At 33.6% G+C, this 12,980-nt stretch carries 15 protein-coding genes; 5 read left to right on the forward strand and 10 right to left on the reverse strand.

Features of this window, described 5'->3' with window-relative positions; genetic code table 11:
• Nucleotides 1-5: 5 nt before the first annotated feature.
• From ligA to rpsF, 5 genes are all read right to left on the reverse strand, one after another.
• A complete protein-coding gene (gene ligA, locus ACNQGJ_RS14590) occupies nucleotides 6-2,009 on the reverse strand; it encodes an NAD-dependent DNA ligase LigA (RefSeq protein WP_417974198.1) in 2,004 nt (667 codons plus the stop codon).
• 75 nt (nucleotides 2,010-2,084) lie between these two features.
• Nucleotides 2,085-2,558, reverse strand: a complete 474-nt coding sequence (locus ACNQGJ_RS14595; protein ID WP_417974196.1) for a DUF6495 family protein — start codon at nucleotides 2,556-2,558, stop codon at nucleotides 2,085-2,087.
• Nucleotides 2,559-2,693: 135 nt separating this feature from the next.
• Nucleotides 2,694-3,137, reverse strand: a complete 444-nt coding sequence (rplI, locus tag ACNQGJ_RS14600) for a 50S ribosomal protein L9 (RefSeq protein WP_417974194.1) — start codon at nucleotides 3,135-3,137, stop codon at nucleotides 2,694-2,696.
• 65 nt (nucleotides 3,138-3,202) lie between these two features.
• Nucleotides 3,203-3,499 (reverse strand): 30S ribosomal protein S18, encoded by a 297-nt coding sequence (gene rpsR / locus ACNQGJ_RS14605; RefSeq protein ID WP_066077030.1) that lies wholly within the window; start codon nucleotides 3,497-3,499, stop codon nucleotides 3,203-3,205.
• 5 nt (nucleotides 3,500-3,504) lie between these two features.
• Nucleotides 3,505-3,846 (reverse strand): 30S ribosomal protein S6, encoded by a 342-nt coding sequence (rpsF, locus tag ACNQGJ_RS14610; protein WP_248903299.1) that lies wholly within the window; start codon nucleotides 3,844-3,846, stop codon nucleotides 3,505-3,507.
• Nucleotides 3,847-4,012: 166 nt separating this feature from the next.
• Here rpsF and ACNQGJ_RS14615 point away from each other — a divergent pair, with 166 nt between their 5' ends.
• Complete coding sequence (locus tag ACNQGJ_RS14615; protein ID WP_417974192.1) at nucleotides 4,013-4,708, forward strand: LytR/AlgR family response regulator transcription factor; 696 nt, start codon at nucleotides 4,013-4,015, stop codon at nucleotides 4,706-4,708.
• Nucleotides 4,709-4,719: 11 nt separating this feature from the next.
• Here the strand turns inward: ACNQGJ_RS14615 and priA are convergent, their stop codons facing one another.
• The 4 genes from priA to nadC all read right to left on the reverse strand — a co-directional run bounded on the left by priA (nucleotide 4,720) and on the right by nadC (nucleotide 9,602).
• Nucleotides 4,720-7,200 (reverse strand): replication restart helicase PriA, encoded by a 2,481-nt coding sequence (gene priA / locus ACNQGJ_RS14620; RefSeq protein WP_417974190.1) that lies wholly within the window; start codon nucleotides 7,198-7,200, stop codon nucleotides 4,720-4,722.
• Nucleotides 7,201-7,265: 65 nt separating this feature from the next.
• Nucleotides 7,266-7,694 (reverse strand): DUF2147 domain-containing protein, encoded by a 429-nt coding sequence (locus ACNQGJ_RS14625; RefSeq protein WP_417974188.1) that lies wholly within the window; start codon nucleotides 7,692-7,694, stop codon nucleotides 7,266-7,268.
• Nucleotides 7,695-7,839: 145 nt separating this feature from the next.
• Nucleotides 7,840-8,748: a YihY/virulence factor BrkB family protein gene (locus ACNQGJ_RS14630; protein ID WP_417974186.1), complete on the reverse strand. Its 909-nt coding sequence runs from the start codon at nucleotides 8,746-8,748 to the stop codon at nucleotides 7,840-7,842.
• The gene (nadC, locus tag ACNQGJ_RS14635; protein WP_417974184.1) at nucleotides 8,745-9,602 is read right to left on the reverse strand and encodes a carboxylating nicotinate-nucleotide diphosphorylase; all 858 of its coding nucleotides are present in this window, start codon (nucleotides 9,600-9,602) and stop codon (nucleotides 8,745-8,747) included. Before nadC ends, ACNQGJ_RS14630 begins: the two co-directional genes overlap by 4 nt.
• A 256-nt stretch (nucleotides 9,603-9,858) precedes the next feature.
• On the opposite strand from nadC, the gene ACNQGJ_RS14640 reads away from it, so the two are divergent.
• From ACNQGJ_RS14640 to ACNQGJ_RS14655, 4 genes are all read left to right on the forward strand, one after another.
• Nucleotides 9,859-10,326 (forward strand): hypothetical protein, encoded by a 468-nt coding sequence (locus ACNQGJ_RS14640; protein ID WP_417974182.1) that lies wholly within the window; start codon nucleotides 9,859-9,861, stop codon nucleotides 10,324-10,326.
• A 136-nt stretch (nucleotides 10,327-10,462) separates the two neighbouring features.
• Nucleotides 10,463-10,954: a CIA30 family protein gene (locus ACNQGJ_RS14645; protein WP_417974180.1), complete on the forward strand. Its 492-nt coding sequence runs from the start codon at nucleotides 10,463-10,465 to the stop codon at nucleotides 10,952-10,954.
• Between the two features lie 115 nt (nucleotides 10,955-11,069).
• Entirely contained in the window at nucleotides 11,070-11,543 is a 474-nt protein-coding gene (gene rlmH / locus ACNQGJ_RS14650; protein WP_417974178.1) for a 23S rRNA (pseudouridine(1915)-N(3))-methyltransferase RlmH, read from the forward strand.
• 302 nt (nucleotides 11,544-11,845) lie between these two features.
• Nucleotides 11,846-12,334 (forward strand): CHRD domain-containing protein, encoded by a 489-nt coding sequence (locus ACNQGJ_RS14655; protein WP_417974176.1) that lies wholly within the window; start codon nucleotides 11,846-11,848, stop codon nucleotides 12,332-12,334.
• Between the two features lie 13 nt (nucleotides 12,335-12,347).
• On the opposite strand, the gene ACNQGJ_RS14660 is transcribed toward ACNQGJ_RS14655, so the two are convergent.
• The gene (locus ACNQGJ_RS14660) at nucleotides 12,348-12,980 is read right to left on the reverse strand and encodes a hypothetical protein (RefSeq protein WP_417974174.1); all 633 of its coding nucleotides are present in this window, start codon (nucleotides 12,978-12,980) and stop codon (nucleotides 12,348-12,350) included.

Here is a 12,980-nt window from a genome sequence, read left to right on the forward strand (position 1 = left end):
GCTTTTTAATTGATATTGAATAGATTTATAAAATCATCCTCAGTGATTATAGGTATGTTTAGCTTTGTAGCTTTGTCCAGTTTAGCGGGGCCCATATTATCTCCGGCAACAACATAATCTGTTTTGGCAGAAATAGAACTCCCTACTTTCCCCCCGTTATCTTCGATTGCCTTTTTTAGATCATCCCTGGAAAATTTCTCAAAGACCCCTGAAACAACAAAGGTTTTTCCGGAAAGTTTCTCTGTGGCATTTGGATTTAATTTTTCGATACTTTCAAATTGAACGCCAAAACCCGCGAGCTTTTTAATTATAATTTTATTTTCTTGATTTTCGAAAAAGTCAATTACACTCTGTGCAATTCGTTCACCAATTTCGTCCACTAAAATCAAATCAGTTAATGTGGCCTTGCTCAATGCATCTATATTTTTATAATGTTTCGCTAATTTCTTAGCGACCGTTTCACCTACAAATCGGATTCCAAGCGCAAACAAAACGCGCTCAAAAGGAACACTTTTTGAATTCTCTACACCTTTCACTAAATTCTCAGCAGATTTTTGAGCCATTCGTTCCAAAGGAAGAATTTGACTTACAGTTAATTCATATAAATCGGCATAGTTATGCACTAATCCGTTATTGAAAAGCAAGGTCACTGTTTCGCCTCCCAGACCTTCAATATCCATTGCTTTTCGAGAAATATAATGCTGAATTCTTCCTATAATCTGCGGCGGACAACCGTAAAAATTAGGGCAATAATGATTTGCTTCCCCTTCACTTCTGACCAATTCTGTATTGCATTCCGGGCAATGTGTAATGTATTTTGTAGGCTCCGACTTTTCAGAGCGCTTTGTAAAATCAACGGCAATAATTTTAGGAATTATCTCCCCTCCTTTTTCCACAAAAACAGTATCACTGACACGAATATCTAGTTTCTCCATTTGATCAGCGTTATGTAAAGAAGCACGTTTTACAATGGTTCCTGCTAACTGTACCGGCGCTAAGTTGGCCACAGGAGTTATAGATCCTGTCCGTCCTACTTGATACGAAATGTAATTTAATTTTGTCGAAACTTGTTCTGACTTGAACTTATAGGCAATTGCCCAACGAGGTGATTTCGCAGTAAATCCTAATTCATCCTGATAGTAAAACGAATTTACTTTTACCACAACACCGTCTGTTTCATACGGTAGGGTATGTCTATGAATGTCCCAATAATCAATAAAGTCGAAAACCTCCGCTAAATTATTGGCTAATTTTGCTTCTTTTGGCACTTTAAACCCCCAATTTCTTGCCGTTTCTAATCCTTCAAATTGAGATTTGAAAGGAAGATTATTTCCAATTAAAAAATACAACAGACAATCCAAAGGCCTTTTTGCAACTTCACCGCTATCTTGTAATTTTAAGCTTCCTGAAGCTGTATTTCTAGGATTTGAATACGGTAGTTCGCCAATTTCAATTAAATCCTGATTCATTTTTTCGAAACCGGCAAAAGGTAAAACAATCTCACCACGTACATCAAATGTAGAAGGGAAATTTCCTTTTAATTGTAACGGAATGGATTTTATGGTTTTGATATTATTAGTCACATCGTCGCCTTGAAAACCATCTCCACGAGTAACAGCACGTTTTAGTTTTCCATTTTCATAAGTAATGCTAATTGAGGCGCCATCATATTTTAGTTCGCAAGTGTAAGCTAAAGGAACATCGCCTAAAACTTTTTGAACACGTTTCTCCCAATCGATCAATTCCTCCTTAGAATAGGAATTATCCAAAGAATACATTCGATGCTCATGAGTCACTGTTTGAAAGTTTTTGGAAATCGTACCGCCTACACGTTGAGAAGGTGAATTATCATCAAAGTATTCTGGATATTTATTTTCTAATTCCTGAAGTTGTTTTAATTGTAAATCAAAATCAAAATCGGAAATTATGGGTGTATCCAACACATAATAGTTATAATTGTGTTGATTTAATTCATCCCTTAATTTTTGAATCGTATTTTGAATATCCATAGAAAATAAAAATTGGCTATTTTAGTTTTAAAAAAGTGTACTAAAATAACCAATTAAAAATAAATAGCAATACAATTACGATGCTATAATCGTATTTATTTGTTGGTATAAAAGACCATCGCTCAAAAACGAACCTTGCTGTATTAATTCAAAAATAGAGGTGTTACGGTCTTCTGTAAACTCTTTTTTTCCTACTTTCATTTCGATAGTATCCGTAAACATATTATCGCTAAGCCATTGCAGTCCTTCTTTGGTTAAAAAATCAACTTCGGGAACCAATGATTTTAAAACAATCGATTGTACATCGGTATCAAAACAGTGAAAAAGAAAAATATGATTTTTAGAAAAATGCTCTAAATAGGTTGCTTTTGAAAGAACGCCTTCCCAAATTAAATCAGAAAAAACATCTAATTCTTGTTCAGCAACTTCTGGTGTAGTAGCTTTTATTTTATCCCACTCGGCCTTATCAATTGCTTGAGTTGCTAAAAAAGTACTGAATTCCTGATTCAATTCCTCAAATTGTTCTTTTGTTAATCTTGAGTATTTCATTTATACTGAATTTATTTCAGCACATAAAAAGTGCCTAATATGTTATAATTTAGAGTAAATAATCTGAAACGAGTTCAGATTAAACAAAAAAAATCCCGACTTCCATCGGGATTTAACTGTATAAATTTAAAAAATTTATGCTTTTTCAGCAACAATTTCGTAATCTAATTCAACGACAACATCTCTGTGTAAACGAACACTAGCAGTATATTTACCAGTACGTTTAACGATTCCGCTTGTGATGAATTTTCTTTCGATTTGTTGTCCACCTTTAGCCAAAGCTCCAGCGATATCAATATTCGTGATTGAACCGAATAATTTTTCACCACCTGCTTTTGCAAAGATTTTAATTTCAATAGCTTTCAAAGCTTCAGCCAATGCTTTAGCATCTGCTACAACTTTAGCTTCTTTGTGTGCTCTTTGTTTTAGGTTTTCAGCTAACACTTTCTTTGCAGAAGAAGTTGCTAAATGCGCGTGACCTTGAGGGATCAAAAAGTTACGACCGTAACCATTTTTTACCGTTACAACGTCATCTTTAAAGCCTAAATTTTGTACGTCTTGTCTAAGTATAAGTTCCATGTTGTTGTCCTTTGTTATAGAAGTTAGGTTTCATGTTTCAGAAAACCAACAACTGAGTTTAATTTTTATTTTAGTAAATCCGCCACATATGGCATTAAAGCTAAGTGACGCGCTCTTTTTACTGCAACTGACACTTTTCTTTGGTATTTCAATGAAGTTCCTGTTAAACGACGAGGAAGTATTTTTCCTTGCTCATTAACGAATTTCAATAAGAAATCAGCATCTTTATAGTCGATATATTTGATACCTGATTTTTTGAAACGACAATATTTTTTTTGTTTGTTTGTTTCTATGTTCAAAGGCGTAAGATATCTGATATCTCCGTCTTTTTTTCCTGAAGCCGATTGTTGTAATGTTGCCATGATAATTAAGCTTTTGTAGATTTTAATTTAGTTCTTCTTCTTTCAGCCCAAGAAATAGCGTGTTTATCAAGACTTACCGTCAAGAAACGCATTATTCTTTCGTCACGTCTAAATTCAGTCTCAAAAGCAATAAGAACTTCTCCAGCTACTTTGAATTCGAATAAATGGTAAAAACCACTTTTTTTGTTTTGAATTTCGTAAGCCATTTTTTTAAGGCCCCAGTCTTCTTTCGACACCATTTCTGCTCCTCTACTAGTAAGAAAATCTTCAAATTTGCTTACTGTTTCCTTTACCTGAACTTCAGATAAAACGGGATTTAAAATGAAAACAGTTTCATAATGATTCATAAATATATATTTATTTGTTATTTTGGCTGCAAAAGTAATTAATTATTTTAATTAAACAAGTCTTATTTCTTTTAATTCGACGTATGGTAAAAAAAACTCGGCTTACTTAGTTTTTTTTAATAAAAAAAGTAATATATTTACTCTACCAAATCTAAAATTTAAAATCATGAAACTAAACTGTGTTGTAGTAGATGATAGTTCTATCCAGAGAATGATTATTGCAAAGCTAGTTAATAATCATCAAAATTTACATTTAATTGGTAATTTTTCTAATGCAATTGAAGCTAGAAGCTGCATGTCAATACACAATGTAGATCTTATCTTTTTAGATATCGAGATGCCCGTAATTAGTGGCTTTGATTTTTTGGATGGTTTAAAAATAAAACCGCAAATTGTTTTCATAACGTCTAAAGCGGAGTATGCTATGAAAGCATTTGATTATGATGCTACGGATTACCTTCAAAAACCAATTGCGATAGACAGATTTAACGCTTCAGTTAAAAGAGCGATTGATTTATACCAACTTAAAAAAGAAAACAAGGAAGAAGAAGGAGAACATATTTTCATTAAAAGCAACTTAAAAAAATTAAAAATATTTACTTCAAAAATAAAATGGATTGAAGCTTTTGGTGATTATGTTAGAGTAGTTACGGAAGAAGACAGCAATCTTGTACTTTCTACCATGAAATCTTTTGAAAATGATCTGTCAAAAGAGAAATTTGTACGAGTACATAAATCCTATATTATCAACATTGACAAAGTAGAACGTTTTAATAGTAAGTTTGCTGAAATTGGCGTTACAAAAATTCCTTTGAGCCGACATAAAAAAGAAGATTTAGTAAAAGCATTAGCCTTTTCCTAGACAACAGAATTTTAATAAAAATCAACATTTGCCGTAACTTTTATTGCTCTGTATTGCGCCACAGCTTCAAAACTATTCAACATTTTCTGGATAATTTTTTTTGTATTTACAATTGATGTATTCTGAGGGATTTTAATTATGATTGTACGTATATATTCGTTTCTTATTCTGCTGATAGCAGGCTCTTCAGGTCCAAGTACCGGCATATTCAGGTTCTGACTCATCACTTGATACAACCACATCGAACCTTCTTTTAATTTATCAAAATCACGCTGTTTTAAAGTAAGTTTTATAATCCTGAAATACGGCGGATATTTATATATTTGACGGTCATACAACTGTTCCTTGTACATGCCCAAATAATCATTGTTAGTAACTTGCTGTATTGTATTATGACTGGGATTATATGTCTGGATCACTACTTTTCCTTGTTTCTCTGAACGTCCTGCCCTTCCCGCAACTTGAGTCATCATTTGGAAACTTCTCTCGAAAGCCCTAAAATCAGGATGATACAACATATTATCTGCATTCATGATTCCTACCAAACTCACATTATCAAAATCCAATCCCTTGGCCAGCATCTGCGTTCCTACTAAAATATCCATTTCTCTATTCTTGAAGCTATCAATAATTTTTTCGAATCCAAATTTTCCTCTGGTGGTATCCTGATCCATTCTTCCAATTTTTGCATGGGGAAAAATAGCGACCAACTCTTGTTCTATTTGTTCGGTTCCAAAGCCTTTAGTAGTCAAATCAACACTAGAACAAGAATGACAATGTGTAGGTTTCGCCGTTGTGTATCCACAATAATGACAACGCAACTGATTTTTATGTTTATGATACGTCAAACTCACATCGCACTGCTGGCATTGTGGTACGTGACCGCAAGTGATGCATTCTATCACTGGAGAATATCCGCGTCTGTTTTGAAATAAAATTACTTGTTCACCTAGTGATAAAGCAATATTGATTTCTTCAATTAAAACATCACTAAAATGTCCCGTCATTTTTTTTCGAAAGTATTTGTCTTTCAAATCGACCAATTCAATACGAGGCATCATAACATTTCCAAATCGTTCCGAAATTTCGACTAAACCAAATTTATCTGATTTCGCATTGAAATACGTTTCAATACTTGGCGTAGCCGAACCCAAAAGTACTTTTGCTTTATGCGAATGAGCCAAAACTATGGCCGAATCGCGAGCATGATAACGCGGCGCCGGATCTACTTGTTTAAAAGTTGATTCGTGCTCTTCATCGACAATTATAAATCCCAGATTATAAAATGGTAAAAATAAAGATGACCTCGCTCCGATCACCACTTGTGCTTTTTCAGAATTTATTAGAACTTGATTCCAAACTTCGATGCGCTCATTATTATTATATTTCGAATGAAAAACAGCTACTTTATTACCAAAATAAGTTCGCAATCTACCAACCAATTGAGTAGTCAAAGCTATTTCCGGCAATAAATACAAGATTTGTTTTCCCGTTTCCAGATATTCCTCGATGAGTTTAATATAGATTTCTGTTTTTCCGCTCGAAGTTACGCCATGTAATAAACATACTTCTTTTTGAGTGAAACTCGTTTTGATTTCTTCAAAAGCTTTTTGCTGGGCTAAACTCAACTGCAATTGATCTTCTCGTATTTTTCCGGTAAAATTCACTCGGTCTTCTTCAAGAAAATAATCTTCAAATATCTCTTTTTCAATTAATGCCTTTATAATTGCCGAAGAAGAATTCGCTGCTTCAATCAATTTTTTAACAGCAATAGGTTTAGCTCCGCTCCGTTCGGCTTCGCCTCGGGTCTTTTCCACAGCGCTTAATTGAAAATAATTCAATACGATTTCTTTCTGCTTATGGGCACTTTTTAGTGTTTCTAATAACGCGCTCAATCCTTCGTTTGATTCATATTTAGCATGCAAACGAACATAACGAACTAACTTAGGTTTATACGTTTCCTGTATTTCTTCTTGAAGTACTACTATATTTCTATCTATCAATTTTTGAATAACAGGAAAGATATTCTTCTTGTTTAAAATAGCCATAATGTCCTGCACTTTTAGAGAACTTTGTTGTTGCAAAGCTTCGTAAACCAAAAACTCATCATCCGAAAGCAGGCCTGTATCTACAGCTAAATCGGTTTTTTGAGAAATTACGGTTTCGCTTTCCAGCAAAAGTGCACTTGGCATGGCACCGCGATAGACATCACCAATAGCGCACATATAATAGGAAGCAATCCATTGCCAATGTGCAATTTGGATTTCAGTTACAATAGGTTTTTCATCCAGAATTTGATGAATCTCCTTGGCTTCGTATAAATTGGGTTTGTTTTGATGAATTTCAATTACTAATGCCGTGTAAATTTTACTTTTACCAAAAGGAACCGCCAGACGCATTCCTATTTTTAGGTAATGGTACTCCGCTTCAGAGACGCTATAGGTAAAGGTTTTGGCTAGAGAAAGTGGTAAAATTACTTCGACGAAATGCATTTATTTTAGTATGAGTCTTGAGTTATGCTGTTCTTTTCTTTGAACTCATAACTCACAATTTATAATTATTTTACTCGAATCCAAGTTTGGGTTCTTCCAAATAATGGTACACCGATATATCCGCGCACTTTTAATTTGTCATTTCCCTCAAGAGCCAAAAAGCATTTGTATAATTTTCCTGAGGTTGGGTCAAGAATTTTTCCTGAATTATATTCATTACCATCTTTTGTAAGGCCTTTAATAATAACAAGACCCAGGACAGGTTTGTTTTTTTCGTCGCCGGGACAATTTACACACAAGTTCTTTTTCTTTTCAGCATCAAATATATCGATGATTTTTCCATAAATTTTTCCGGAACGCTCGTAGATTTCTACGATTGCTTTGGCTTTGCCGGACTGATCGTCAATAGTCTTCCATTTCCCGATAACGGAATGATTTTGACCATAGAAAACCATTGAAAAGAATAATGCGAGTACTGTTATGCTTTTTTTCATTGTTGTTTTTTTTTCAGCCCTGTGAATACTAACATTGCACGTAACGAAACAATCAAATCGTAAGATTGTTTTGTTCCTCGCAATGCCAAATTACAACGAATAACAGGAAACAGCTCCTAATTTGAAACTATTTTGTTGTAAATAATTATATTTTTTTTGCTTTTAATTTGTTTACTGTGGCATTCAATTCGAAACCCAACAACAATATCATGCAGTTAATCCAAATATAAAACATCAAAATTAATAATGTTCCTATCGACCCATATAATTCATTGTATTTAGAAAACTTTACCACCCATATCCCAAAAACATACGAATCCAAAAGAATCAATATGGTCGTAAATACAGATCCTATTGATATAAATGCTCTATTTTTGTCGTGTTTTGTTCCAAACTTGAAAAGTATGGACGTTATTCCTAAAATCATTAAAATTACAAATGCGTATCTTCCCAATATAATTAACGCAATTTGATCACTTAGTATTGTTTTTTGAATAAAAACTTCGAAAACTACTATTGTTGCCACGGTCACAATTAACAAAAAGGACAACAATAAGGACATTCCCAAAGCAACGATATATTGCCTGATAAACCCTCTTTTTATGAGAACATGACGGGAAGATTCAAATCCACCAAGGATTCCATTCAAACCGTTTGCCATCAATAAAATCGACAATAAAAACCCATAAGACACTAATCCTGAATGACTATTATTAAGTATATCAGTAATGATTTTATAAATAGCATCATACGTATTAGGTGGCACTCCTTCCTTAACAAACAATAAAAAATCATCCTGAAAACCTGTAATAGGAATGTATGGAATAAGGTTCAAAATAAACAATGCAAAAGGGAATAATGCCATGAAAAAACTAAATGCAATCGCACTGGCATGATATGTTAATGCGCTTTCGACAATTCCTAACCCGTATAATTCCAACAAATCATATAACGAAAGTCCTTGTAACCAAGGAAGCTTTATCTTTTTTAACACATTAACCAGATTCCGTAGGATTGGAATTCTTTGTAATTTAATTTCTATTGATTTACTCATATCGCTTTTAAGCTCAGATCCATGTTATAAATAGAATGTGTCAAGGCTCCTGATGAAATATAATCCACACCACATTCTGCATAATGGCGAAGAGTGTTTTCATTGATATTTCCAGAGGATTCCGTTTGGCATTTATCCCCAATCAAAGCTACCGCTTTTTCAGTATCGTTATAATTAAAATTATCAATTAAAATTCTAAAAATGCCGTCACTTTTCAATATTTCTTTGATTTCATCTAAATTTCTGGCTTCAACAATAATTTTTAAATCCAGATTATTTTCTTTTAAAAAAGCTTTGGTTTTGGCTATAGCCAAAGTGATTCCACCTGCAAAATCATGGTGATTATCTTTGAGCATAATCATGTCATACAAAGCAAAACGATGGTTTTCACCTCCGCCAATTTTTACTGCCCATTTCTCACAAGCTCTGAATCCTGGTGTAGTTTTACGCGTATCGAGAATTTTAGTTTTGGTCCCAGCCAATAAACGAACGTATTCTTTAGTTTTAGTTGCAATGGCTGACATTCTTTGCATTGAATTCAACACCACACGTTCCGCTTTCAAAATAGATTGTGAACTTCCCGAAACGTGAAAAACAATATCTCCTTTTTTTACCGGAGTACCATCCTCGATAAAAGTTTCTATTTGCAAATTAGCGTCTACATACTCAAAAACCATTTTGGCGAAAGCCACACCTGCAATAATTCCGTCCTCTTTTACAAGCAACTTCGCGTTTCCATTTGCTGTAGCTGGAATACAAGCCATGGAGCTATAATCGCCAGAACCTACATCTTCCCGAATGGCATTTTGTATCAGTATCTCTAACTCGTTTTTAAACTGTATATCGCTAATCATTTTATAGGAAATTTATGGAATGCTAAAGTAAGATTTATTTTGTGGATTTGAAAATATGTACGCTTTGTTCTTTGAAAAAAAGAGGTAACCCTATGTCTTTCAACACCGTACTATATCTTGATTCCGATAAGAATACTATTGCTATCTAGCATTGTCATCCTGTATTCTGTCTAATTGATTTAATAAAATCAATTTTTATATGATGTGCTGTATTATTTAAAATCTTATATTTGAACGAGTAACTAAAAAACTGATTATGAAAACTTTTTTAAGCCTTCTTTTTGTATCCTCGATACTATTGACTTCTTGCAAAAAAGAAGTTCAACCACGAAATAACGCAGTGCCAACAAATGTAGTACCTTTTACTGAAGTAGGTAAACAAATGAAGAGTGAAGCGGCGGCGACAACTCAAGTTCAGCAAGCAACCAACACGGTAAATCCTAATAATGCCACAGCAACTTCTGGTCCTATAGCTGCTGGAATGAATCCAGCTCACGGCCAGCCATCACATCGTTGTGATATTCCTGTAGGAGCTCCACTGAATTCTCCGCCAGCCGCGACGACAGCCAAACCAATAGTTCAGCAACAAAGTCAACCCGTTCCTGCAGCTGCTGTCACCACAACATCAACGCCAACGGCAACGGCACAAGGAATGAACCCACCACATGGTCAAACAAATCACCGATGTGATATTGCTGTAGGTGCACCATTGCCTAAATCATAATAAAAAATGATTTCTCAAAATAAAAACTGGCGTAAATTCAAAAAAGTTTATGCCAGTTTTAGTTTTTTGAATCGATGCCATTTTATAAAGTAAAACAGAACTTTGTAGAAAAAAATAATTCATAAACCGAACAACAATGCATCCCATAAAAATTTTTGATTTTAATTTAAAAAGCGACCTTGCCAATTGGAAAATTATAAATGATGCTGTGATGGGCGGTGTATCCGCAAGTAAATTCTACCTGAATACAAATGGAAACGGGACTTTTGAAGGTAACATTTCGCTAGAAAATAATGGCGGATTTTGCGCTGTAAAACATGTTTTTGAGCCATTAATTTTAAAAAGTGTTACACATTTTTCCATTCGGCTAAAAGGAGACGGTAAAAAATACCAATTTAGAGTTAAGACACACCGCATGGATTCCCATTCGTATATATTTCCTTTTCCAACTACCACAGATTGGCAAACGATTGAAATTCCAATCACGGAATTATATCCTGCTTTCAGAGGACAAAAATTAAATCTGCCTAATTATGACGGTTCTAATTTAGAAGAAATCACTTTCCTAATAGGCAATAAAAAAGAAGAAACATTTCGATTTCTAATTGATAGCATTGAAGCAAAATAAATATCACCCTACCTTTTTACTTACAATTTTAAAGCCAGAATATTAATTTCCATCAAAAAGAATATGCTTTAAAACTGTCAATTTTCTATATTTACGCCTCCGAAAATTAACAAAGATGAACATCAAATTAATTGCTATCGGTAAAACCGATAACAAAGCCTTACAATCTTTAATAGACGATTATACTAAGCGGTTGTCTTTTTATATCAAGTTTGATTTAGATATTATTCCTGATATCAAGAACGTAAAAAACTTGTCCGAAAGTCAGCAAAAAGAGAAAGAAGGCGATTTGATTTTGGCAAAAATTACGCCGACAGACCAACTTATTCTGTTGGACGAAAACGGAAAAAACTTTTCCAGCGTAGCTTTTTCAGAAGAATTACAAAAAAAAATGAACTCTGGAGTAAAAACTCTGGTTTTCGTTATTGGCGGTCCGTATGGTTTTTCGGATACCGTTTATGCCAAAGCTCAAGGAAAAATATCGTTATCTGTAATGACTTTCTCCCATCAAATGGTACGATTATTTTTTATCGAACAATTGTACCGTGGATTCACCATTTTGAAAAACGAACCCTACCATCACCAATAAAGTAGTGTTCGGTCACAGAATTTCATTCAATAAATGAACTCCAAATTATTTTTCAGCATTCAAAAAGTACCAGTTTAAAAGCCAAATTAAATGTAATGGTTTCTTCTGTCATTATAGTAAAATCACATCAAATAAAACCAATAATTTACAATCAAAATCTTTTGAATTTTAAAAATAAAACGATAACTTTATTGACTTGTAAATCAATTTCTTACGTCAGGAAATAATATACACCTTTACTAATCGAAAAACTTTCTAACTCTGGTGAAAATTATTTTTTTTAATCTTTAAAAAAATTTATTATGAAACATTTATTTAAATTTTTAGCAATTCCGTTTTTTATATTAAGCGTAGCATCTTGCAGTGATAGCTACGATAATCCAAATCCAAATCCGAATACAAACTTGATAACTTTTAAAGCAGACTTAAATGGCTCAAGTGAAGTCCCTGCTCCTGGAACTCCTACAACGGCAACAGGAAAGGCGACACTTGTATTCGATAATACTACAAAAATATTTAAACTTACGGTAACACACGATGTTGTAAATCCTACAATGGCACATATCCATAAAGGTGCTGTAGGAGTAAGTGGATCTCCAGTTTTTCCTTCACCCACTTCAAGTTTTACTTTTCCAATAACCAACTACACAAGTTCTGTTTTGACCCAATTACAGGAAGACGACCTTAGAGCTGGGCTTTATTATGTAAACATACACAGTGACACATATAAAGCTGGAGAAATAAGAGGACAACTTATTAAAGAGACTACCTCTGGAGGAGGAACTTATTAAACAATTTATTTTGTTAGTAAATAAACTCCTGATTGTCCGCACCTAATTCCGAAGTTTGGAGCTTTAGACTTTGTATCAAAATTTCATTTTGCAAATAGCTTCCAAAAGACATGTCTTTTGCAAAACAAAACAGGTATTTATAAGGTTCGTCACTTGACAGTGCATTGAGATACTGTTGCAGTTCTTCTCTTTTTACGGCTATATTATTGACTAGAATTTGATTATTTTTAGTAAAAAAAATAATCATTGCAGATTTCGGTTTTTCGATTCTGTAGTAGATTTTTGTAAAAGGAATAAAAGCCAAATTTTTTCCTATTGTATCAGCGTAAGAATAATAATTTTCGGCCTTTTCATTCTTATGTGCTTTTTCCTGTCGTTTTTTTTGTTGCAACTTCATGATTTCTGGAATGGCAATTCGCAACGGCAAGCGTTTGTCAATATTTAGAATCCAATTGGTAGAAATAATACTGTTTTTCCGATTTACTTCTGCCAGTGTATCTTTGTTTTTGATTCTAAAAAAAATATAGATTGGCGAAAGATCACCTACATTTTTGACAATTGTTGTATTGGCTTTTGGCAATAAAACAGCTTCTTTGTTTCCACAAGAAACTAAAGTAAAAAGAACAATCAGCGTAAAATATTTCAT

Origin of the sequence: Flavobacterium cryophilum, from assembly GCF_048286555.1 — a bacterium.
Classification (GTDB): domain Bacteria; phylum Bacteroidota; class Bacteroidia; order Flavobacteriales; family Flavobacteriaceae; genus Flavobacterium.

What these genes read in the sequence shown, in the direction of transcription:
- ligA (WP_417974198.1), bottom strand. Translation starts at nt 2,009, where the DNA reads ATGGATATTCAAAATACGATTCAAAAATTAAGGGATGAATTAAATCAA.
- ACNQGJ_RS14595 (WP_417974196.1), bottom strand. Translation starts at nt 2,558, where the DNA reads ATGAAATACTCAAGATTAACAAAAGAACAATTTGAGGAATTGAATCAG.
- rplI (WP_417974194.1), bottom strand. Translation starts at nt 3,137, where the DNA reads ATGGAACTTATACTTAGACAAGACGTACAAAATTTAGGCTTTAAAGAT.
- rpsR (WP_066077030.1), bottom strand. Translation starts at nt 3,499, where the DNA reads ATGGCAACATTACAACAATCGGCTTCAGGAAAAAAAGACGGAGATATC.
- rpsF (WP_248903299.1), bottom strand. Translation starts at nt 3,846, where the DNA reads ATGAATCATTATGAAACTGTTTTCATTTTAAATCCCGTTTTATCTGAA.
- ACNQGJ_RS14615 (WP_417974192.1), top strand. Translation starts at nt 4,013, where the DNA reads ATGAAACTAAACTGTGTTGTAGTAGATGATAGTTCTATCCAGAGAATG.
- priA (WP_417974190.1), bottom strand. Translation starts at nt 7,200, where the DNA reads ATGCATTTCGTCGAAGTAATTTTACCACTTTCTCTAGCCAAAACCTTT.
- ACNQGJ_RS14625 (WP_417974188.1), bottom strand. Translation starts at nt 7,694, where the DNA reads ATGAAAAAAAGCATAACAGTACTCGCATTATTCTTTTCAATGGTTTTC.
- ACNQGJ_RS14630 (WP_417974186.1), bottom strand. Translation starts at nt 8,748, where the DNA reads ATGAGTAAATCAATAGAAATTAAATTACAAAGAATTCCAATCCTACGG.
- nadC (WP_417974184.1), bottom strand. Translation starts at nt 9,602, where the DNA reads ATGATTAGCGATATACAGTTTAAAAACGAGTTAGAGATACTGATACAA.
- ACNQGJ_RS14640 (WP_417974182.1), top strand. Translation starts at nt 9,859, where the DNA reads ATGAAAACTTTTTTAAGCCTTCTTTTTGTATCCTCGATACTATTGACT.
- ACNQGJ_RS14645 (WP_417974180.1), top strand. Translation starts at nt 10,463, where the DNA reads ATGCATCCCATAAAAATTTTTGATTTTAATTTAAAAAGCGACCTTGCC.
- rlmH (WP_417974178.1), top strand. Translation starts at nt 11,070, where the DNA reads ATGAACATCAAATTAATTGCTATCGGTAAAACCGATAACAAAGCCTTA.
- ACNQGJ_RS14655 (WP_417974176.1), top strand. Translation starts at nt 11,846, where the DNA reads ATGAAACATTTATTTAAATTTTTAGCAATTCCGTTTTTTATATTAAGC.
- ACNQGJ_RS14660 (WP_417974174.1), bottom strand. Translation starts at nt 12,980, where the DNA reads ATGAAATATTTTACGCTGATTGTTCTTTTTACTTTAGTTTCTTGTGGA.